At 40.0% G+C, this 22,732-nt stretch carries 20 protein-coding genes and 1 tRNA gene; 14 read left to right on the forward strand and 7 right to left on the reverse strand.

What is annotated here, in order from left to right; translation table 11 throughout:
* Positions 1 to 215: 215 nt before the first annotated feature.
* From AB8618_RS06925 to AB8618_RS06955, 7 genes are all read left to right on the forward strand, one after another.
* Positions 216 to 2,177, forward strand: a complete 1,962-nt coding sequence (locus AB8618_RS06925) for an FAD-dependent oxidoreductase (RefSeq protein WP_413401921.1) — start codon at positions 216 to 218, stop codon at positions 2,175 to 2,177.
* Positions 2,178 to 2,266: 89 nt separating this feature from the next.
* Complete coding sequence (locus AB8618_RS06930; protein WP_413401923.1) at positions 2,267 to 2,950, forward strand: DoxX family protein; 684 nt, start codon at positions 2,267 to 2,269, stop codon at positions 2,948 to 2,950.
* A 117-nt stretch (positions 2,951 to 3,067) separates the two neighbouring features.
* On the forward strand, positions 3,068 to 3,616 hold the full coding sequence (locus tag AB8618_RS06935) for an NAD(P)H nitroreductase (RefSeq protein WP_413401925.1): 549 nt from the start codon (positions 3,068 to 3,070) through the stop codon (positions 3,614 to 3,616).
* Positions 3,617 to 3,819: 203 nt separating this feature from the next.
* Positions 3,820 to 4,197 (forward strand): hypothetical protein, encoded by a 378-nt coding sequence (locus AB8618_RS06940; RefSeq protein ID WP_409425353.1) that lies wholly within the window; start codon positions 3,820 to 3,822, stop codon positions 4,195 to 4,197.
* A gap of 103 nt (positions 4,198 to 4,300) precedes the next feature.
* Positions 4,301 to 4,391, forward strand: a tRNA-Ser gene (locus AB8618_RS06945).
* 114 nt (positions 4,392 to 4,505) lie between these two features.
* Entirely contained in the window at positions 4,506 to 4,829 is a 324-nt protein-coding gene (locus tag AB8618_RS06950; RefSeq protein ID WP_413402840.1) for a hypothetical protein, read from the forward strand.
* A gap of 69 nt (positions 4,830 to 4,898) precedes the next feature.
* Entirely contained in the window at positions 4,899 to 5,516 is a 618-nt protein-coding gene (locus tag AB8618_RS06955; protein ID WP_008112467.1) for an FKBP-type peptidyl-prolyl cis-trans isomerase, read from the forward strand.
* A gap of 90 nt (positions 5,517 to 5,606) precedes the next feature.
* On the opposite strand, the gene AB8618_RS06960 is transcribed toward AB8618_RS06955, so the two are convergent.
* Both AB8618_RS06960 and AB8618_RS06965 read right to left on the reverse strand, forming a co-directional pair.
* A complete protein-coding gene (locus tag AB8618_RS06960; RefSeq protein ID WP_413401928.1) occupies positions 5,607 to 8,021 on the reverse strand; it encodes a TonB-dependent receptor in 2,415 nt (804 codons plus the stop codon).
* A gap of 151 nt (positions 8,022 to 8,172) precedes the next feature.
* Entirely contained in the window at positions 8,173 to 8,562 is a 390-nt protein-coding gene (locus tag AB8618_RS06965) for a YkgJ family cysteine cluster protein (protein ID WP_409425356.1), read from the reverse strand.
* Between the two features lie 472 nt (positions 8,563 to 9,034).
* On the opposite strand from AB8618_RS06965, the gene AB8618_RS06970 reads away from it, so the two are divergent.
* From AB8618_RS06970 to AB8618_RS06980, 3 genes are all read left to right on the forward strand, one after another.
* Positions 9,035 to 9,460: a tetratricopeptide repeat protein gene (locus AB8618_RS06970; protein ID WP_010389912.1), complete on the forward strand. Its 426-nt coding sequence runs from the start codon at positions 9,035 to 9,037 to the stop codon at positions 9,458 to 9,460.
* 128 nt (positions 9,461 to 9,588) lie between these two features.
* Positions 9,589 to 10,062: a hypothetical protein gene (locus AB8618_RS06975; protein WP_409425358.1), complete on the forward strand. Its 474-nt coding sequence runs from the start codon at positions 9,589 to 9,591 to the stop codon at positions 10,060 to 10,062.
* 23 nt (positions 10,063 to 10,085) lie between these two features.
* Entirely contained in the window at positions 10,086 to 10,682 is a 597-nt protein-coding gene (locus AB8618_RS06980; RefSeq protein ID WP_413401931.1) for a DUF1287 domain-containing protein, read from the forward strand.
* 114 nt (positions 10,683 to 10,796) lie between these two features.
* On the opposite strand, the gene yfaE is transcribed toward AB8618_RS06980, so the two are convergent.
* The 5 genes from yfaE to ubiG form a co-directional block, all read right to left on the reverse strand.
* Positions 10,797 to 11,069: a class I ribonucleotide reductase maintenance protein YfaE gene (gene yfaE, locus AB8618_RS06985; RefSeq protein WP_413401933.1), complete on the reverse strand. Its 273-nt coding sequence runs from the start codon at positions 11,067 to 11,069 to the stop codon at positions 10,797 to 10,799.
* Complete coding sequence (gene nrdB / locus AB8618_RS06990) at positions 11,069 to 12,199, reverse strand: class Ia ribonucleoside-diphosphate reductase subunit beta (RefSeq protein WP_138608498.1); 1,131 nt, start codon at positions 12,197 to 12,199, stop codon at positions 11,069 to 11,071. Before nrdB ends, yfaE begins: the two co-directional genes overlap by 1 nt.
* 73 nt (positions 12,200 to 12,272) lie before the next feature.
* Complete coding sequence (nrdA, locus tag AB8618_RS06995; RefSeq protein ID WP_372858392.1) at positions 12,273 to 14,555, reverse strand: class 1a ribonucleoside-diphosphate reductase subunit alpha; 2,283 nt, start codon at positions 14,553 to 14,555, stop codon at positions 12,273 to 12,275.
* 410 nt (positions 14,556 to 14,965) lie between these two features.
* A complete protein-coding gene (locus AB8618_RS07000) occupies positions 14,966 to 15,646 on the reverse strand; it encodes an HAD family hydrolase (protein WP_413401935.1) in 681 nt (226 codons plus the stop codon).
* Positions 15,646 to 16,356 carry a bifunctional 2-polyprenyl-6-hydroxyphenol methylase/3-demethylubiquinol 3-O-methyltransferase UbiG gene (gene ubiG, locus AB8618_RS07005; RefSeq protein ID WP_413401937.1) on the reverse strand — a complete coding sequence of 237 codons (711 nt, stop codon included), beginning with the start codon at positions 16,354 to 16,356 and terminating at the stop codon, positions 15,646 to 15,648. Before ubiG ends, AB8618_RS07000 begins: the two co-directional genes overlap by 1 nt.
* Positions 16,357 to 16,534: 178 nt before the next feature.
* Here ubiG and gyrA point away from each other — a divergent pair, with 178 nt between their 5' ends.
* The 4 genes from gyrA (at position 16,535) to cmk (ending at position 22,692) form a co-directional block, all read left to right on the forward strand.
* Positions 16,535 to 19,234, forward strand: coding sequence for a DNA topoisomerase (ATP-hydrolyzing) subunit A (gyrA, locus tag AB8618_RS07010; protein WP_413401939.1), 2,700 nt, complete (start codon positions 16,535 to 16,537; stop codon positions 19,232 to 19,234).
* Positions 19,235 to 19,514: 280 nt separating this feature from the next.
* On the forward strand, positions 19,515 to 20,597 hold the full coding sequence (gene serC, locus AB8618_RS07015) for a 3-phosphoserine/phosphohydroxythreonine transaminase (RefSeq protein WP_413401941.1): 1,083 nt from the start codon (positions 19,515 to 19,517) through the stop codon (positions 20,595 to 20,597).
* Complete coding sequence (aroA, locus tag AB8618_RS07020; protein WP_413401944.1) at positions 20,597 to 21,874, forward strand: 3-phosphoshikimate 1-carboxyvinyltransferase; 1,278 nt, start codon at positions 20,597 to 20,599, stop codon at positions 21,872 to 21,874. The genes serC and aroA overlap by 1 nt, the downstream gene beginning before the upstream one ends.
* Positions 21,875 to 21,981: 107 nt before the next feature.
* On the forward strand, positions 21,982 to 22,692 hold the full coding sequence (gene cmk / locus AB8618_RS07025; RefSeq protein ID WP_010389925.1) for a (d)CMP kinase: 711 nt from the start codon (positions 21,982 to 21,984) through the stop codon (positions 22,690 to 22,692).
* The last annotated feature ends 40 nt before the right edge of the window (positions 22,693 to 22,732 follow it).

Here is a 22,732-nt window from a genome sequence, read left to right on the forward strand (position 1 = left end):
CTAAATCGTAACGAAACATTTATAAATTCAATTACACTTGTGATTATACGAATGTTTATGTCACTTTTAGCGGTGTTGTACAATTAACAGTTACACATCAAACGAGCGTTTTAAATTAAAAAGTTTAAGTTTAAGCTGCTCATATATTGCTTATTCTGCGTCATTAAAGCAAAATTGAACAAACACACAGGTTAGACCAGTTATTGGGGCACAGGATGTTAGAACAAAAACTAGAACTAAAACACACACAATTACGCAACCGTTTAGTAATGGGATCAATGCATACCGGCCTTGAAGAAGGTTGGCACAATCGTAAACGTCTTCGTGCATTTTATGAAGCACGTGCCAAAGGTGGCACTGCGATGCTTATTACCGGAGGCTACAGTCCTAACTTACGCGGTAAGTTAACGCCTATTTCCTCATCGTTTAATAGTTATTATGACGTATTTAAACATCGCGCGTACACGCAAGCAGTTCACAAACATGGCGGAAAAATATGTTTGCAGTTATTGCATGCAGGGCGTTATGCATATCACCCTTTTAATCAAGCGCCGAGTGCTATAAAAGCACCGATTAATCCATACAAACCAAAAGAAATGTCTTTAAGTTCAATTAACAAAACGATTAAAGATTTTGCTCACTCGGCTTATTTAGCTGAAAAGGCTGGTTACGATGGCGTGGAAGTAATGGGCTCAGAAGGTTATTTGATTAATGAGTTTATGGCACCTCATACCAATAAACGAGATGATGAATTTGGCGGCAGCCTTGAAAACAGAATGCGTTTAGCCGTTGAAATTGTAAAAGCGGTAAGAGCAAAAGTATCGAATAAATTTTTAATTATTTTTAGACTCTCGGTTATAGATCTAATCCCTAATGGTTCCACCCCTGATGAAGTAACTCAACAAGCTGTTGCACTTGAAAAAGCGGGTGTTGATATTTTTAATACCGGAATTGGTTGGCATGAAGCACGCGTACCTACAATTGCGAGTATGGTGCCACCGGGTGCATTTAAAGAAGCGTCAAAGCGTTTAAAAGACGTTATCAGCGTGCCTGTTATTGCGGTAAACCGCATTAATACCCCAGAGATTGCTAATGATATTTTAAATGCTGGCGAAGCTGATTTAATTTCTATGGCGCGTCCATTATTAGCCGATCCTGAATTTTTTAATAAATACGCGGCTAAGCAATCTGAGCATATTAATATTTGTATTGGTTGTAATCAGGGTTGTTTAGATCATGTATTTAAAGGTAAGCGCGCTACCTGTTTAGTAAATCCACAAGCAGGTTTTGAGCTTGATTACCCGCTAGAAAAAGCAGAGAAAGCTAAAAATGTATTAGTTGTTGGCGCTGGACCTGCAGGTTTATCGTCTAGCTGTTACTTAGCGCAAAAAGGGCACAATGTAACCCTGATTGACCAAAAGCAACACATGGGTGGGCAATTCAATTTAGCGATGCAAATACCTGGTAAAGAAGACTTTAATCATACATTAGCTTACTTTACTAATGAACTTAAGCGTCTTAATGTAACCATTGAATTAGGTAAAGCATTTAGTGACAGTATGCTAACTGAGTTTGATGATGTGGTATTTGCAACCGGTGTAAGGCCACGTGAAGCTACGATTAAATGCAGCGATGATAAGCGTGTATTTGCTTACGATGAAGTTATACGCGGTGAAGTAGAGCTGGGCAGTTCTATCGCTATATTAGGCGCAGGCGGTATTGGTTTTGATATGGTGGCATTTTTAAGTGAACATAAATCACAAAGCATTAGCGACTTTAAAACCCAATGGGGCATAGAGTGCGAACCTCAACCGCACAAAGATGATCGTCAGCTCTATATGCTAAAACGCAGTGCAGGGCGTTTTGGTGGTGACTTAGGTAAAACTACGGGTTGGATCCATCGTCAAGTTGCCAAACAACATGGTGTTAAACAAATTGCAGACTGCCAATACCATAGTTTTGATAAAAACGGCCTAACCATTAGTGTTGCTGGTGAAACTCAAGTACTGCCAGTTGATACGGTTATTGCCTGTATTGGTCAAGTGTCTAACGACGAGTTATTTAAGGCACAAGCTGAGAGCGCCAACGTGCATGTAATAGGCGGCGCTAAATTGGCTGCTGCTATTGATGCTAAACGCGCAATATTTGAAGCGTTACAAGTAGCAAGGCAAATTTAATCTTTAAGGGCGAAATAATTTAGCTCTGTGCGCGGTCATGTTTGTTTATAGTCTATAACTTAATAAACAATGAACATACAAGAGTGCGCATGATTAAATTAATTACACTTTACGACAATATTATAGGTAAATTATCTTTATTGGATGGTTTGCCTGCTTTGCTTTTTCGCTTGATTTTAGCGCCTGTAATGATTATTGCAGGCTATAACAAACTCGCAATAAGTGGCGATACTAATGGTTTTTTTAACCAGTTTTTAGCCTCTGATGATGTCGTTCAGTGGTTTGGCAATAGTGACTGGGGATTAGGATTACCGTTTCCTGATTTGCTGGCTTTTTTAGCCGGTTGGAGTGAGTTTTTAGGAGGTTGGTTTTTACTTATTGGTTTATTTACGCGATTAGTGAGTATTCCACTTATGTTTACAATGGTGGTAGCAGCAACAACAGTACACTGGCATAACGGCTGGTTTGCTATAGCGCCAACAAACCCACAAACAAGTGCCGCCCAAGCACTTGATTGGTTATCAATCTCTGGTGCCAAAGAAAGTCTCGAAAACTCAACAGAAGTACAAGTCCGCATAGGTAAAATTCGCAGCTTAGTGGAAGAGTACGGCTTTTCAGATTACTTATACGAAAAAGGTAAACCAGTAATATTAAATAACGGCATCGAATTTTCTGCTATTTATTTTGCCATGTTACTGAGCTTATTTTTCACGGGAGGAGGGCGTTTTGTAAGCCTAGATTATTGGTTTAAACGCGTTGCTTTACGTCAATAGCTAGTAGGATATAAACATTCGCATCATTAATTTTATCTGCTTGGTAGTTTTAACCCTGCAGTGTTTATTTTTTACTTATAAATGTTACTCTTACGTTTTGAATTTTGAGAGCACACTATGGATGCTATTGAGCTTTTATTAACTCGCCAATCTGATGCAAAGTTGACTGCGCCAGGCCCTAATGAAGAGCAGTTAAACATTATCCAGCAGGCTGGACTGAGAGTGCCCGATCATGGCTGTATTGCACCGTGGCAATATATTATTGTTCAAGGTGATGCGCGTGATAAGTTAGGTGACATTTTTTATCAAAGCGCTATAGCAGAGCAGCAGGGCGAAAAAGTGATTAATCGCGCTAAGGAGTTACCGCTTAGAGCACCCATGATTATTATTGCGATTGCAAAATATCAACCACACCCAAAAGTCCCTAGAATTGAACAAATACAAAGCGCAGGTTGTGGCGTATTTGCAATGCAACAAGCCGCATTTGCTCAGGGTTTAGGCGGTATTTGGCGTACCGGTTACTTTGCACAAAGCCCAAGTGTTAAACAGGCGTTGAACTTAAATGATGATGATGAAATAGTGGGTTATTTGTATTTAGGGACGCCAGCAATTGAATGTAAAAAGTCACCAAGGCACAAACCAGTAAACTATTTTAGTTTTTTATAGAAATAGTATGAACTTTCTATATTAAATATAGTCATAATTCATTAAGTTAATCGTGTTACACTTCTGCGGTTAATATTGTAGCTGCGAGAAGCGCACGGAAGCACTAAACGTAATAAATCTTCTTCAGTTTGTTTTTTAATCGGTTGTTTTTTGGTAATGTATGGAAAGTCTTACCAATAATAACGATAAAGAAGACGAAAATGATGGGAAATTTATTTTTACGTGAAAAAGAAAACTGGTTTGCTTGGTCAATCTGGGGTGTGATTGGCGCGCTTGCGACATTTTATGTTGCAATGAGCACTCAAGCTGAGCATTTTATTGCTGCTTCAGCAATAGGGGTGCTGGTATTGCTAACCTGGTGGATGCAACAATCTAAACGATTTGATTTTGGCAGAGCTTTTAAAATATGCTGTTATGTTTTACTGTTCACTGTACTGCCTTCATTTGTATTGGTTGTGGTCCCAAGTGATGATCTTAATCGCTTCGATTTGATATTCCAAAGTATTGCATTTTTAACAGCAAGCTTATTGGCTTGTTTAGTGTGTTCTTGGATTGCCCGTCGGCCAAAACAATATTACTAATTACTATTTGATAACGAAAGTGGTTAATATTTAACTATTTAGTCGGTTTTATTAAAATAGGGCTTTACAAGCTAAGCGTATGATCTTATTATGCGCGCCGTACGGAGAGATGGCAGAGTGGTCGAATGCACCGGTCTTGAAAACCGGCAGGGGTTTATAGCCCCTCTAGGGTTCAAATCCCTATCTCTCCACCATTATTAAAAAAACCGCCTTATTGGCGGTTTTTTGCTATCTGGAGCTTTATCATGTCACAGTCCCCGGAGTTATCCTTTTCTAAACGTTTACTTAAGCACATCCTGCTATGGACTGTGTTTGGTTATTGTTACCAAAGCGCCATATCGTTATTACAAAAAATGGCTATTGATGCATATCCAGACGACGCACTAATCATGACCTTATTATATGGTGTCGGGTTTAATATTTTATCGGGGCACTTAATTACAAAATACGATCATTATTGGCCTGTGTGGGGCGCGTTTTATATTGGCATTATCGGTTTAGTGGCCGTGCCTCTTTTACTGGTTGGTGTGGCTGGATTGTTGTCAATGAGTCTGCTCGGCGGAATTTTGTTCAGTTTGCCTGTGTGTACCTTTGCTATTGGTTTAATTAAAGAAAAACTCAATAAAAACTAGCCCCAAAGACCGTTTATTTTGTGATAGCATATACGGGTCTTTTAACTAACAAAACGTGAATAACACATTATGTCAGATAATTTTACTACAGATGCTGAAAAAGCAAGTTACGGTATTGGCTTACAAATGGGTGAGCAACTTAAGGCTAATCCTTTTGAAGGTTTAAACTTAAATTCAGTATTTGAAGGCATGAAAGATGCGTATGCAGGCAGTGCTTTTCAAGTTGAGATCCCTGAGATCCAAGCTGCATTTGAAAAAATTAACGAAGAGATCCAAGCTCGTCGTGAAGAAGAAGCTAAAGTATTAGCTGCTGAAGGTATTGCATTTTTAGAAGAAAACGCAAAACGTCCTGAAATCACAGTAACTGAGTCAGGTCTTCAGTACGAAGTACTTGCAACAGGTGAAGGCGAAAAGCCAACTGCTGAGTCTACAGTACGTGTTGATTACCACGGTACTTTAGTAAACGGTACTGTTTTTGACAGCTCATACGAGCGCGGTCAACCTGCTGAATTCCCAGTAGGCGGCGTGATCAAAGGTTGGACTGAAGCATTACAAATGATGCCAGTAGGTACTAAGTGGCGTTTATACGTTCCTCATGAGCTTGCTTATGGTGAACGTGGTGCCGGTGCAGCAATCGCACCTTACTCAACACTTGTATTCGACGTTGAGTTACACGCAATTCTTTAATTAGAACGCGCATAACATTTAGTTATGAAAAAACCGCATTCATTAATATGAATGCGGTTTTTTTATTGCCTCATTTAAACTGAGCTTTGTTTAAAAGTAGCCTCTCATTCCAAATTGGAAATTACGTCCAGGAAGTGGCGCTGTGTCTTTAATAAATGAGCTATGTACAAAACCAAGTTCATCAGTAATGTTATCAATACTTAGGTAAAGCTGAGTGTCAACGGCACCTAAATCAAGCTGATAATTAGCTTGTAAATCAATTAATGTATAGCCATCCGTTGCTGTTTCGTATGCACTAATATCATTTTGCTCAAAGTAATGTGTTCCTGTTAAGGTAAATTGTGCGCTACCTAGCGTGTATTGCAGTTCTGAGCCCAATTTATTAGCAGGAATGCGTGGTAAATTACTTTCATTATCTTTTAGCTTGGCACGAGTTGAGTCACCAAATACTTTTATCATGGCGCTGGGGTTTATTTGATAATGTACATCAAATTCAAAACCATACAGTTCAGCATCTTTACTTGTGAACTGATAAACATCAATTGCGTCACTGTGACCATTGGCTGCAGGTTCAAAACCATCCATTTCATCAAACACTAATCCTGTGTTTTGCTGATAATAAAAGTTTTTAATATCGTTATAGAAGAAGTTAACAGTGTAACCAAAGTCTCCACTAAAGCGACGTAAGCTAATGTCTAGATTAGTTGATGTTTCTTGTTTAATTTCTTCAGGCTCAAAATGCGCTTCGTTACCTTCAATATGGTAACCCAAACCAAGTTCATAAGTCCCGGTAGCAATATGCACACCATTAGAGAGTAGCTCCGCTGAAAGTGGTGCACGCTCTGAATGTGACAAACTAACGGCTAGGTTGTGACTTGGCATATACTCCCAAATCGCACCTGCTGAGGCACTTAGATTAGTAAAGCTTTTGGTGTAGTTAACAGTTTCATCTGCTGATGCAGGTTCGTCATCATGGCTGTGCTGATGCGTATCTACATCACTTTTTATCTCATAATCTTCTAAACGGGCACCAAGTTCTACGGTGACGTCACCAAACTTGCGTTCTTCAAGTAAATATAGCGCATGAGTCGTCGTGATACTTGCAGGTGTAAACGCTTCTTCACCAATCGCGTCATAATCAGACTCACTATAGTGATAGCCAATCATGCCATGCCATTGGCCTAATTGATGCTCTACGTTTAAACGTGCTTCAGTGGTTTCATTACTAAAAGTGGTGCCAATAGCGCCGTCTTCAATTTCACTATGGGTATAGTCTGTGTAACCAAGACGTAGGTTGATTGACTCAATCCAGTTATCATGAAATGCATAACTTATCAGCCCCTGCCAACGGTCTTGTTCTAAATGAGCATAAACAGGTGTTTCTGCATGTTCCTCACCTTCGTGCTCTTCACCTTCATGCTCTTCATGCTCGCCTTCTTCTTCGTGCGCATGGTCGTGTTCATGATGATCATGTGAGTGGCCAGGAATACCATAATCTGTTTCGATACTACCGTATGAAAATCCAACGGTTAAATGGTCACCCACATAACTCGTACCAAAATTTACTGTTTCGCTGTCTATAAAGGTATTTTCAACTGAAGTGGCTGTTTCTTCATCGCCTTCAACATGTTCTTCACCTTCTTCATGTTCATCTGGTAAGTTAAAACGAGGTGTTTGGTAATCATCACCGCTGCGTTTAGTACCATCAAAATGGAAATTAAAGTTATTGCTACCCGTTTCTAGTTTTGCTGCGTAGGTATTCGCATTTGAAACTGTATCGTGAGTGTATTGGGCAGCTCCAGATAGAGAGTCAATGTTATTGGTTGGAATACGGTTATCAACCACATTGACTACACCACCAATAGCACCAGAGCCATAAAGTAGAGTGCTTGGGCCACGTAACACTTCAATTTGCTCTGCAGCTAGGCTGTCACTTGATGTAGCGTGATCAGGTCCAATGCGAGACGCGTCGCTGCTATCCAAACCATTTTGTGTAATTTTAACTCGAGGACCACCTAAGCCGCGAATAATCGGACTTGAAGAAACGGGGCCAAAATAACTAGCATTAACGCCAGGTATGCCTTTAAGTGTTTCACCTAGCGTTGGTTTAGCTTTATTTTTTAGCTCATCGCCTGATAGCACACTTACTGGTGAAATCATTTCTAAGCTATTTTTATGCAGCGCGGAGGCATATACAACAACAGTTTCAACCGAGGTTGGCTTTAAAGTAACATTAATAGTGTTGTCTGTATTTTCAAGCGATATACGATAATCTAGGTAGTTATCTTTACTGATATGTAATTGACTTTTAGCATCTATGTCGATACTAAACTGTCCTTGTGTATTACTTTGCACGCTTTGTGATTTGCCATGAACATGAATCGTGGCATTGGCAATGGGTTGCTTTTTTGTATCTGTTACCGTGCCGTTAATCGTCGCTGCAAGTGCAGAGTGAGAACATAAAACAGACAGTAGTGCTGAGGATATGAGTGTTAGCTTAGTCATAATTACTTCAATTCGTGGTTGTTATGTTGTGATATAATATAACACTACAAGATTGTGCTATCAACAATGTTATACTATAACCCTAAGTTTTGCGTTGAATAACACAATAGAGCGATAAATTTAATCTAGCACGGCATTATTACAGTTAAATTTAAGAGCGACTGTCTATCATCAGTATGTCTAACTTTTTTTGTGCTTTAAAATGATTTTGCTTATCGACTGGTTCGAGCATTTCACAGTCATCGTTTATCATTTCTGAAATTAAACTCGGGTAGTGTCGGCAATCTTGGGGTCGGTCATGATAAATACTGCAAGTATATTTATCTTTTTCTTGAGGAGATGCTTTATTGGCAAGCTCTAAAAATGGGCATTGCGTTAATTGCTCACCCGTCGTTGGGTCAAACCATAATTGATCGTTTTTAACGTATTGAAATATTTCAGGGTTGAATAACGCCCACATTTCAATTTCATCCTGATTAGTATCTAAATCTGCCGCACCATATTTGGTACAGCACTTACCGCATTGATTGCAATTTTGCATAGGGTAGATTTTTACTGTTGCTGTTAATAATAAGCATTAAGTGTAGCACTCTAGTATCCGCGTAAATAAACTAAACAGTGCTTTTTGTTGCTTATACTACTTTTGTAACAACGCGGCGCTTAATAATAATGTATTATTAGGGCCTGTTTATCTTTCGAGGTTGAATTTGCAGCATTGTGTTTGGTATTTTGGCAAGGCAGAGCCTATGTAGTGTGGTTATTCCCCATAAATAGGCGACAACGCAGCATAAATACCAAACACGCGCTGCCTGAAGGTTCGTCCTAGGGACGATTAACTCTTTGTTGCTCGGCTTTTACTTAGCCCACTAGGTTACAAACCTCGCGCCACGATTAAATCGTCCCTAGTTAGAACAAATTTTAATCCTGAAAGGTCAACAGGCCCTAAGACATATGTTTCGGATACAGCGCTGTAAAAAATTAATAAGGCGCATTAATTAAGGTAGCGAGTAATTATGAATACTAAAGTATACAAAGCGGTTCACGATTTAGCAGAAAAGTTGATGGCAGCTGCCAATAAAAATGATACTAAACAGTTTGAATCTTTATATGCAGAGCTCAAAGCAATTTGTATTGAAAACGAAAATACCGCTAAAGATCATCCTGTACAGTGGGAAACCTTAGCAGATTTTACCGAAGAGCTAGAAGACGCGATTGAGACTTACGAAAAAGCGTTGCAGAAGTCGATAGAAATTAATAACAAAGATCATATGTCGTCGGTTGCATTTTCTATGGCTACTTTACAGCTTGAGCTGGGTGATAAAGAAGCGGCGATTAAAAACCTACAAGATGCAAAAGTCAGTGCAAATAAAATTGAAGACAAAGAATTAAAGTCAGAGATCCATGAGCTATTGGAGTCTTTGGTTGAAGAAGAAGGTTAGGTAACTTTATAGCCATTATTAATAATCAGCGTCAGTAGTTATACACTTGGCGCTTTTTTATTAAAAAGATAAAGTTCAACTTTATAAAATATTTATAAATAACCTATCGAGCAATTTTTTGAGAAAAAATGCTAGCGCAAATAGAACAATGGATTGATGAAACGAATAGTGAGTATGCAAATCAAAGAATATGCTGTGAAAAATTTGCTACCGAATTCGATGGCTTTTACCCAAATGAATTTTTTAAAACTGCATTTTATGTAGTTGTTGATAAAATTCCTAAACCTGACTTTACTGGTTTACGTGAACTTGGTTTAAGCAATTTTATTGATATGGATTTAGCTGGAATAACCTATAAAAATACATATTATGTATTACCTAACATTGTGGATAATTTAAGAGTACATTTTCATGAGCTTGTTCATGTAGTTCAATGGCGTGAACTCAGCGCGCACGCTTTTATAATGCGCTACATCAATGAAATCCAAACGTTTGGTTACAATGATGCCCCGCTTAAAATAATGGCCTATGAACTTGATGCGCACTATACCAGTAATGGAAATAAATTTAATATTCCTGACTACATTACTCAACAGCTTTAGTTAAAATTATAAAAGGAATTTATATGTCACGTTTTTTGCTCTATTCACTAGCCTTATTTGCTTTTCATGCGCAGGCGAGCTCTTTTGATGATGATATCGTCAATGCATTAATCTATAGAACAACACAACCAGTAACTTACGATGGTGCCTATCATAAGCTTGAATACCCTGGTGGTGATGTGCCCGCTAATATTGGTGTGTGTACCGATGTTTTAATTAGGTCGTACCGACAGCTTGGTGTTGATTTGCAAAAGTTAGTACACGAAGACATGCAGGATAATTTTCGCGCATATCCTTCCAAACGTATTTGGGGATTAACTAAGCCAGATAAAAACATTGACCATCGACGTGTACCTAACTTACAGGTTTACTTTGAGCGCCATGCAAAAGTGTTAACTAAATCGCTTAATGCAGTGGATTATAAATCCGGTGACATAGTTACTTGGATGCTGCCAGGTAATTTACCGCATATTGGTATGGTCGTTAATGAAATAGGGCAGGTCAGCGGCAACCCGCTTATTGTGCATAACATTGGTCGCGGACCAGAAATTAGCGATATGCTTTTTGCGTATACAATTACGGGTCATTACCGATTTGTGCCTACAGCATATTCAGAGTAAATAACACTGTACTAGTAGGCGTATTTGAGTTTAAAAACACGGCATACAGGTTTGGTACAAACCTAGCTGTTATATATTATTCTCGTGCTGTTAAATACGCTTAATGTGAGTTAGTTACTTTAAATTAATACTGATATCACCATTTGGTTTGCAGCAACACAAGAGTATTTCACCATCGCGAACAAACGCTAACGGCTCTTCATTGTAATTAACTTCACCAGAGATAAGTGTTGCACGACACGCACCGCAATATCCCTCACGGCATTGGTAAGCAGCATCAATCTTATTCGATTCAAGGCAATGTAAAAGAGAAGGGCAGCCAGCGGCAAAATCAATGCGCTGGCTGTTATCTGCAAGTGTGATACTTGCAGTGGTTCTATCAGTCATTATAAATCAAAGTCACCAAATTCATCGGCATCTACTTGTGAGTCAATCTGACCAACTAAGTATGAGCTTATTTCGGCCTCTTGAGGAGCAACTTGCACGTTATCTGACACTAACCATGAGTTGATCCATGGAATAGGGTTACTGTTATTTTCAAACTGTGCAGGCAGACCAATCGCGGTCATACGCGCATTGGTAATGTACTCAACATATTGACATAGAATGTGTTTATTCAAACCAATCATCGAGCCATCTTTAAATAGGTACTCGGCCCATTCTTTTTCTTGCTCTGCGGCTTCAACAAACATTTTAATTGCTTCTTCACGGCACTGTGCGGCAACAATCGCCATTTCAGGGTCATCTTTACCATCTTGCATGATATTTAAAATATGCTGAGTACCTGAAAGGTGGAGTGCTTCGTCACGGGCAATAAGCTTTATAATTTTAGCATTACCTTCCATCAATTCACGCTCGGCAAACGCAAATGAGCAAGCAAAGCTCACATAAAAGCGAATGGCTTCTAAAATGTTCACTGACATCATTGCCAGGTACAATTTCTTTTTCAGCTCAAATAAATTAACTACCACGGTTTGGCCATTAATTTCGTGTTTGCCTTCACCGTATAGGTTGTAAAGCGATACAGAATTGATTAGGTCATCATAATAAGTAGTTACCGCATCGGCACGCTCACTTATTTTGTCATTGCTAACAATGTCATCAAAAATGAGTTCAGGTGCTTGGGTTACGTTACGAATAATATGGGTGTACGAACGACTATGAATAGTTTCACTAAACGCCCATGTCTCAATCCATGTTTCTAGCTCAGGAATAGACACAATCGGTAAGAGCGCTACGTTAGGCGAACGACCTTGAACACTATCAAGCAGCGTTTGATATTTTAAGTTGCTTAAAAATATGTGCTTCTCGTGATCGGGAAGCGCTTGAAAGTCTAAACGGTCTTTACTTACATCAACTTCTTCAGGTCGCCAAAAGAAAGACAATTGTTTTTCAATTAGTTTTTCAAAAATAGGGTATTTTTGTTGATCGTAACGTGACACGTTAACGGTTTGACCAAAAAACATTGGCTCTTGCATTTGGTTATTATGATTTCTGCTAAAAGTAGTATAAGACATGTTTATCACTCAAAAAACTATCACTAAAACTATCAGGACAAAGCGGGCAAGGCGCCCGCTTTAAGTTTAACTATTAAATTTTACACGCGCCGCCTGCACAATCATCATCTTCCACTTCTGGAGTATCTTCTTGAGCATCTGATGCGCCATCACGGGTATTATGGTAATACAGTGTTTTAACACCTAGTTTGTAGGCACCGAGTAAGTCTTTTAGTAAGACTTTCATAGGTACTCTACCGCCTTCGTATCTGTTTGGATCATAATTAGTATTTGCTGAAATTGTTTGGTCGATAAATTTCTGCATTATGCCTACTAATTGTAAGTAACCATCGTTTGATGGAATATCCCACAGTAACTCATAGTTATCTTTAAGGCGTTCGTACTCAGGAACAACTTGCTTTAAAATACCGTCTTTACTTGCTTTAACACTAATATGGCCACGTGGTGGCTCAATACCATTGGTTGCATTTGATATTTGCGATGATGTTTCTGATGGCATTAATGCGCTCAGCGTTGAGTTACGCATACCGTGCTCTTTAATGCTGGCACGTAACGTATCCCAATCAAGGTGCAGTGGTTCATCACAAATTTTATCTAAATCACGCTTGTACGTATCTGTTGGCATAATACCTTGTGAGTACGTAGTTTCGTTAAATTTAGGACAGGCTCCACGCTCTTTTGCCAGCTCATTAGATGCTTTCATTAAGTAGTACTGAATCGCTTCAAATGTTTTATGCGTGAGTGCATTTGCGCTGCCATCTGAGTAACGCTTACCGTTTTTAGCTAAGTAGTAGGCGTAGTTAATCACACCTATACCTAGAGTTCGACGTCCCATAGTGGCATTTTTTGCCGCCGGTACCGGGTAGTCTTGGAAATCAAGTAAGTTATCTAGTGCACGTACTGCAAGCTCAGCTAACTCTTCTAATTCATCCAATGACTCAATCGCGCCTAAGTTAAATGCAGACAAGGTACATAAGGCAATTTCACCTTCTTCATCATTTACATTGTTCAGTGGCTTAGTCGGTAATGCAATTTCTAAACATAAGTTAGATTGACGAATAGGCGCCACTTTCGAAATAAATGGGCTATGTGTATTACAGTGGTCAACATTTTGTAAGTAAATACGACCGGTGCTGGCACGTTCTTGAGCAAACATAGAAAACAGTTCAATGGCTTTAATACGTTTTTTACGAATTGACTCGTCTTGTTCATACTTTACGTAAAGTGCATCAAATTCGTCTTGATCTTCAAAGAATGCGTCGTAGAGACCCGGCACGTCTGATGGACTAAATAAGGTAATGTAATCGTCTTTAATTAAACGCGAATACATTAATTTATTAAACTGTACGCCGTAGTCTAGGTGACGTACGCGGTTATCATCAACACCACGGTTGTTTTTAAGTACCAGTAAATTTTCTACTTCTAAATGCCAAAGCGGGTAGAATAAAGTAGCGGCTCCGCCACGTACACCGCCTTGCGAACAACTTTTAACGGCTGTTTGAAAATGCTTATAAAACGGAATACAGCCAGTGTGGTACGCTTCGCCGTTACGAATAGGGCTACCTAATGCACGAATACGTCCGGCATTAATACCAATACCAGCACGTTGAGAAACGTATTTAACAATCGCTGATGATGTCGCATTAATTGAATCTAAGCTGTCGCCACACTCAATCAGTACACATGAGCTAAATTGGCGCGTTGGTGTACGTACACCCGACATAATTGGTGTAGGTAAAGAAATTTTAAATAGTGAAACCGCATCGTAAAAACGTTTGATGTAATCAATACGCGTTTCACGTGGGTAATCTGAGAATAAGCTTGCCGCAACTAATATATATAAAAACTGTGCACTTTCGTAAATTTCACCCGTTACACGGTTTTGAACTAAGTATTTACCTTCCAGCTGTTTTACTGCTGCGTAGCTAAAGTTAAGATCGCGTGAATGATCTAAGTAAGCATCTAGTTCATCAAGTTCTTGCTCTGTGTAATCAACAAGCAAATGTGCGTCGTAGCGTTTTTGCTCAACCATGTTAGTAACGTGGTCAAAAAGACGCGGTGGCTCAAATTGGCCATACGCCTTTTTACGTAAATGGAATACAGCTAAACGAGCAGCAAGATACTGATAATCAGGTGATTCTTTTGAGATCTGATCCGCAGCGGCTTTGATAATCGTCTCATGAATGTCTTTAGTACGAATACCGTCATAAAATTGAATATGCGATTTAAGTTCAACTTGTGAAACCGAAACGTTGTTTAAACCTTCGGCGGCCCATTCAATAACGCGATGGATCTTGTCTAGATCAAGCGGTTCTTTACGGCCGTCACGTTTGCTTACAGATAACTGTTGGTTCATAGTTTTGCCTGTATTCCTTGGGAATTAAATATTTTTGACCAATGAGTGCACTTAAAATGCCCAGTGCCTATTCTTTTATTGTTATTTATACCGCTTAGGTAAATTTAATTGAATAACATTTAGCCACAATATCTGGTGTTGTTCAAATTAGAGATCACAAGATAGTGTGGTCTGTGATCTTTTGCAAGGGACAGAAACCGCTCTCATTGTGGATAACGTTGGGATAACGTAATTGTGTTAGTAGGCATTAACCTTTGATCATTCGGTTAAGTTGAAATTTGTAAAAATCAACTAAGGAAAGATTAAATTTACGCTTTTTAAAAATAAATTTTGTCTGCTTTTTTTATCATCAAGCTTTGCGTAAAAACTAACACAATCACAATATGTAGTGTTTATTAATTAACATGGCACTATATGTGGTTGAATGCATCTATAGGGCTATGCCAATTAAAATCTGCATTCCAAGCCAATGCTTCGTCTACACTCGGTACATATCCCCACAGTGCGGTAGCGGTGTGCATATTCGCAGCTTTTCCTGCTTGTATATCTCGCTGTGCATCACCTATATATAGACAGCGCGAAGGATCAACACTCATTTGCTCAGCACAATGCAATAAAGGAAGGGGTGAAGGCTTAGACTCTGCTAAGGTATCACCGCTTATCACAATTCGCGCATTTTTTAACGCGGGAATGGCCCTGACTAAAGGATCGGTTAAAAAACCAGGCTTGTTTGTCATAATACCCCACGGGATCCCTTTATTATCAAGTGCGATGAGTAATTGCTCTATACCGACAAAGCATTGGGTACGGGTGGCAATATTGGCAGCGTAGTGTGCAACTAGCTCCGCTAAAAGTTGCTCTTGCGGTTGTTGCGCCCAAGCTTCTTTAAAACCAGCAGCAAGTAATGCTGCTGCGCCATTTGAAGCTGCGGGTCGATATATGTCACTGCCCACTTGAGGCTGTTGATGATTATGCAGCACACTATTTAGTGCGGCGCCTAAATCATCAGCGGTATCGAGTAAAGTGCCATCTAAGTCAAACAGCAATGCTTGATATTCAACTGGGTTAGTAGGTGTTTGCGAGCTTGCCATTACGCTAACTTCTCAAAGTGCAGCATATAATTTACGCTGACGTCATCATTAACCGTATATTGCTTTGAAAGTGGGTTGTAACTTAATCCTGCACTGGCACGTACCTTCAAGCCTGCTTGTTCTGCCCATGCGATTAATTGCGCAGGTTTAATAAACTTTTTATGGTCATGGGTACCTTCAGGCACCATTTTTAACAGTTTTTCTGCACCGACAATAGCGTATAAATAAGCTTTAGGGGTTTTATTAAGGGTAGAGAAGAATACATCCGCCCCAGGTTTTGCTAATTTAGCGACCGCATGAATAATAGAAGCAGGGTTGGGAACGTGCTCTAACATTTCCATGCAAGTGATCACATCAAAGCGCTCAGGATGCTCATCAGCAAATTGTTCGGCAGGTACTTTTATATATTCAACGGGTACGTTGGTTTCTAAGCTGTGTAACTTGGCGACAGTTAAAGGCTCTTGCCCCATATCGATGCCTGTTACGTTTGCGCCCATTCGTGCCATGCTGTGACTTAAAATACCGCCACCACACCCAACATCTAGGGTTTCTTTATCAAATAACCCTTTAGTTTTGTCAGCGATAAAATCTAATCGTAATGGGTTAATTTCGTGTAAGGGTTTAAATTCGCCCTCTAAATCCCACCAACGCTCTGCGATGGCTTCAAACTTTGCTATTTCTGCGTTATCTACATTTTGATGTTCGGTCATAAAATACTTCCTCGTCAATCTGAGGCCATTATATAGGGCTAAATTGATAAATCGCAAAGTTTTGCGCCTGTAAATTAAAATTAATTGTGATAGCATGGCTGCTTAGAAATAATAACAAACACTCTTAATACCTAATACTGGGTTGTTGAGAGCTGATACTGAAGGAATGTGATATCAAATGACTGATCTCGCCAATGAAATTCTGCCAGTCAATATTGAAGACGAGTTAAAAAATTCCTACTTAGATTACGCCATGAGTGTAATTGTAGGACGTGCATTACCAGACGTACGTGACGGTTTAAAACCTGTTCACCGCCGCGTCTTGTTTGCAATGAACGAGCTTAGTAATGACTGGAACAAGCCTTACAAAAAATCGGCCCGTGTGGTCGGTGACGTAATCGGTAAATACCACCCACACGGCGACAGTGCAGTTTATGACACCATCGTACGTATGGCTCAGCCATTCTCACTACGTTATATGTTAGTTGATGGTCAGGGTAACTTTGGTTCGGTTGATGGTGATTCAGCAGCGGCAATGCGTTATACAGAAGTACGTATGGCAAAAATGTCGCACGAATTATTAGCCGATCTTGAAAAAGAAACGGTTGATTTTGTGCCTAACTATGATGGCACAGAGCAAATTCCTGACGTATTACCGACTAAAATACCTAATCTGTTAGTTAATGGTTCATCAGGTATTGCTGTTGGTATGGCGACAAATATTCCGCCACATAACTTAACAGAAGTAGTGAATGGCTGTTTAGCGCTTATTCAAAACCCTGAGTTAACCATTACTGAGTTAATGGATTACATTCCAGGTCCAGATTTCCCAACTGCGGCAATTATCAACGGTAAAAAAGGCATTGAACAAGCTTATCAAACCGGTCGCGGTAAAGTGTACATGCGTGCGCGTGCTGAGATTGAAACTGATGAGAAAACCGGCCGCGAAACGATTATTGTTCATGAAATCCCTTACCAAGTTAACAAAGCCCGTTTGATTGAAAAAATCGCTGAGCTAGTTAAAGATAAAAAGATTGAAGGGATCAGTGCATTACGTGATGAATCAGATAAAGATGGTATGCGTATCGTTATTGAGATCAAACGTGGTGACGTAGGTGAAGTTATTTTGAACAACCTTTATTCACAAACTCAGTTACAAACTGTGTTTGGTATGAATATGGTTGCGTTAATTAATAACCAGCCTAAGTGTTTCAACTTAAAAGAAATGCTTGAAGAGTTTATTATTCACCGCCGTGAAGTTGTTACTCGTCGTACGGTATTTGATTTACGCAAAGCCCGTGACCGTGCGCATACGCTAGAAGGTTTAGCGATTGCACTGGCAAACATTGACCCAATTATCGAACTTATTCGTAAGTCACCAACACCTGCTGAAGCAAAAGTTGCACTAACAGCGCGTCCTTGGGAATTAGGTAATGTTAAAGCCATGCTTGATAAAGCGGGTGAAGACAATGTTGCACGCCCAGATTGGTTAGCAAGCGAGCTTGGTATTCGTGATGGTCAGTACTATATTTCTGAGCAACAAGCTCAAGCAATACTAGACTTACGTTTACACAAACTAACGGGTCTTGAGCACGAAAAAATTCTAACTGAGTACCAATCGTTATTGGACCTAATTGCTGAACTATTATTCATTTTGGCAAGCCCGGAACGTTTAATGGAAGTTATTCGTGACGAGTTAGTTGAAATTAAAGAGCAATATGGTGATGAGCGCCGCACTGAAATTAATGCCGCTGCACACGATATTAGCCTTGAAGACTTAATTAACGAAGAGAACGTGGTTGTGACCTTGTCGCACGAAGGGTACGTTAAGTACCAAGCGTTAAGTGATTACGAAGCCCAGCGTCGTGGTGGTAAAGGCAAGTCAGCGACTAAGATGAAAGATGAAGATTTCATTGAACGTCTACTTGTTGCTAATACCCACGATACTATCTTATGTTTCTCAACAGCGGGTCGTTTATATTGGCTTAAAGTGTATCAGTTACCACTTGCAAGTCGTGCAGCGCGCGGTAAGCCAATTGTTAACTTATTACCACTTGAAGCAGATGAACGTATTACTGCTATCTTACCTGTACGTGATTATGAAGATGATAAATACATCTTTATGGCGACAGCATTTGGTACGGTTAAGAAAACACCATTGACTGCATACAGCCGTCAACGTGCTAGCGGTATTATTGCCGTTAACTTAAATGAAGGTGATAGCTTAATTGGTGTTGATATTACCGATGGTAACAACGAAATTATGTTGTTCACTGATGCGGGTAAAGTTGTACGCTTTAAAGAAGCTGAAGAAACCACGGTAGTTGATGAAAATGGTAACCCTGTTCTTGATGAAGAAGGTAAGCCTGAGATTCGCTTCAAAGGTGTACGTCCTATGGGTCGTACTGCAACGGGTGTTCGTGGTATTAAAATGCCAGACGATCAACGTGTTGTATCACTGATTGTACCAAAGAATGACGGTGCAATATTAACAGTGACAGAAAATGGTTACGGCAAGCGTACTCTACTTGAAGACTACCCATCTAAGAGTCGTGCAACACAAGGTGTTGTATCAATTAAGGTGAGTGAGCGTAATGGTGCCGTTGTTGGTGCTGTTCAAGTGGATGACAACGACGAAATAATGATTATTTCGAATCGTGGTACCTTAGTACGAACTCGCGTTAATGAAGTTTCTACGGTTGGACGTAACACCCAAGGTGTTATTTTGATCAGAACTATTGACGAAGAGCAAGTAGTTGGTTTACAACGTATAGAAGAGATTGAAGTGACTGAAAGTGACTTGATTGATATCGAAGACGTTGAAACAGTAGATACGGTTATAGATGAAGTAGCGGATGATAATCCTCCTTCAGAATAATTGAGATTGAAAAAAGCGGCCTTGGCCGCTTTTTTTATGTGGTTGAAAAAAACTAAAGATACTTGAATTAGTTTAATACCAATTCACTTAATTAAGTGGTCTATTTTGAGGCGGGAAAAACGTGTTGATAGCTAGGCAAAAAGTTTGCTATTTAGTTGTTCTAAATGAGAATTTTTTAACGCAGGCAGCAACACGTTTAGCTCCGTAAAATGATTAACTATTATTGCGGATTGGTATTAATTCAAGTTAAACAGTAAATTACTGGAATGAGGAAAAGGTAATGAGTATTTATAATTTTTGTGCGGGTCCTGCAATGTTACCACCGGCTGTAATGCAAAAAGCACAAAAAGAGTTTTTAGACTGGCAAGGGCTTGGCGTTTCAGTAATGGAAATGAGCCATCGCAGTAAAGAATTTTTAGCATTAACGGCTAAGTGTGAAGCTAGTCTGCGTCGTTTAATGAATATTAGTGATGAGTTTGAAGTGCTGTTTATGCACGGCGGCGGTCGAGGTCAATTTAGTGCCGTACCTTTAAACCTCCACGTTGATGGAAAAAAAGCGGTGTATTGTGAAAACGGCGTGTGGTCAAAAAGTGCAACCAGCGAAGCCGATAAGTTTACTCAAACTCACACTATTGACGTACGTAATGATGATAATGGCTTATTTTCTATCAAGCAGGTAGCCGATTGGATTTTACCAGCCGATGCTGCATATATTCATTACTGCCCAAATGAAACTGTCGATGGTTTAGAGATTTTTGATGTGCCCAGTCACCCAACAGCACCGATTGTCGCGGATATGTCGTCGACTATTCTATCGCGCGAAATTGACGTTAATCAATTTGATTTAATTTACGCAGGTGCTCAAAAGAATATCGGCCCATCGGGTATTGCTATCGTAATTGTTCGTAAAGCGCTACTTGAGCGTGAAGGGCTAGCTAAGCCTGGTATATTAGATTACGCCCTTGAAGCAAAACAAGGCAGCATGTTCAATACTCCACCAACATTTGCATGGTATTTAGCAGCTGAAGTATTTGCGTGGCTTGAGCAAAATGGCGGTGTAAAAGCCATGGAAGCTCATAATATCGCCAAAGCGCAGCTGCTTTATGATTTTATCGATAAGTCTGATTTTTACACTAACAAGGTTGCAAAACATTGCCGTTCACGCATGAATGTGCCTTTTTGGTTAGTTGATGAAAGCCTAAATGATAAGTTTGTTAAAGAGTCAAAAGAAGCTGGATTATTGGCACTTGAAGGCCATCGTATTGTTGGCGGCATGCGCGCGAGTATTTACAATGCAATGCCACTTGAAGGGGTACAGGCATTAGTTGATTTTATGGCGGCTTTCGCAAAGGAGAACAGCTAATGGAGCAACTTTCTTTAGCGCCTATTTCACAGGTTAATGGCAGTGTGACATTGCCGGGTTCGAAAAGCTTGTCAAATCGAATTCTATTATTGGCAGCATTATCAAACGGCACTACAGTTGTAGAAAACTTATTAGACAGTGATGATATTCGTCATATGTTGGGCGCCTTAGCGCAGCTCGGGGTAAATGTGACACTTAATGATGAGCGAACCATCGCAACCGTAGAAGGTGTGGGTGGCGTTTTTAAAACGCCAACAGAGGCATTGTTTTTAGGTAATGCAGGCACTGCATACCGTCCTTTAACGGCCGTGCTTGCAGCGATTGCTGGTGAGTATGAGTTAATTGGTGAGCCACGTATGGAAGAGCGACCAATTGGCCACTTAGTTGATGCACTGCAAGCCTTAGGTGGTAATGTTAGTTATTTAAAAAATAAAGACTATCCGCCGCTTAAAATTGTTGGTGGGCAAATAGCAGGTGGTGAAGTCGAAATTGACGGCAGTATTTCAAGCCAATTTTTAACTGCGCTGCTTATGGCTGCACCGTTATTTAAAGGCGATACTCAAATTAAAATAAAGGGCACATTAGTGTCTAAGCCCTATATTGATATTACTCTTGATGTAATGGCGCGTTTTGGCATCACCGTTGAGCATGATAATTACAGTACTTTTATTGTAAAAGGTGCACAGCAGTATCAATCCGTTGAGCGTATTATGGTAGAAGGCGATGCTTCCTCTGCTTCTTACTTTATTGCTGCTGCAGCGATTGCCGGTGGCGAAATAGAAATTAAAGGCGTCGGTGCTAAATCAGTTCAAGGTGATATTGGTTTTGCTAACGTTATGGAGCAAGTGGGTGCCAAAATTGACTGGTATGACGAACGTTTAGTTGTTCGTAAAGGTGAGCTTAACGGTATTGATATCGATGCTAATGCTATCCCGGACGCTGCAATGACTCTGGCTACAGTTGCCTTGTTTGCAAAAGGGCCAACCGCTATTCGTAATATCTATAACTGGCGAGTAAAAGAAACTGACCGTTTACACGCTATGGCCACTGAGCTTAAAAAAGTAGGGGCTGAAGTAGTTGAAGGGCATGACTTTATTGAGATCACACCGCCAAAACAATTTAATAATGTGGCTGTAGATACCTATGATGACCACCGTATTGCCATGTGCTTTGCAATGGTGGCGGTAGGGGGTAAGCCAATCACGATTAACGATCCGGCCTGTACTTATAAGACATTCCCAACATTTTTCAACGTGTTAGCATCAGTCAGTAAATAGGCTATTTATAAGTATTTATAAAAAGTTACATACTAAAAGCGGATAATCTTTAATAATTGACGTATAATGTGGCGGTTTATTTTGGTGTGCATTGAAGGAGGTTTTAAATGCCGGCGTTATTAATGCCCGTAATCACCGTAGATGGCCCAAGTGGTTCTGGTAAAGGAACTGTTTGTCGCTTATTGGCTGAAAAATTAGGCTGGGATGTGTTAGATAGCGGTGCAATTTATCGCGTACTTTCACTTGCAGCACTTCATCACCAAATTGCGTTAGATAACGAAGAAGCACTGGTTCCACTAGCTGCAAATCTAGATGTGCAGTTTTTGATAGACAGTGACACTAATGCAGGAAAGATTATTTTAGAAGGCGAAGATGTAACAACCACTATTCGAAATGAAGAAGTGGGAGCTGCAGCGTCCAAAGTGGCGGCATTGCCACGAGTTCGTGAAGCGTTACTTCGTCGCCAGCGTGCGTTTAGAACTGAAAATGGCTTAATTGCTGATGGTCGCGATATGGGCACTGTTGTGTTTCCTGATGCGCCATTAAAGATATTTTTAACCGCAAGTGCAGAAGAGCGTGCTCGCAGGCGTTTTGTTGAGTTGAATGAGCGCGGGCTTGATGTTACACTAAGTGGTCTATTACAAGACATTCAAGCACGTGATGATCGCGATATGAATCGCGCTGTTGCGCCGCTTGTACCTGCAGAGGATGCGATTGAGCTTGATACTAGCGAACTCAATGCGCAGCAAGTCTTTGATAAAGTTATAACTTTATTAGATTCAAGCATCTCAGAAGGTAAGCTTCCTAAACGAAGCTAAACACATTTTATGCACCAGCAGGACGCCAGTGCTATTTTAA

The sequence above is a fragment of the Pseudoalteromonas sp. RW-H-Ap-1 genome (assembly GCF_048318575.1).
GTDB lineage: Bacteria > Pseudomonadota > Gammaproteobacteria > Enterobacterales > Alteromonadaceae > Pseudoalteromonas.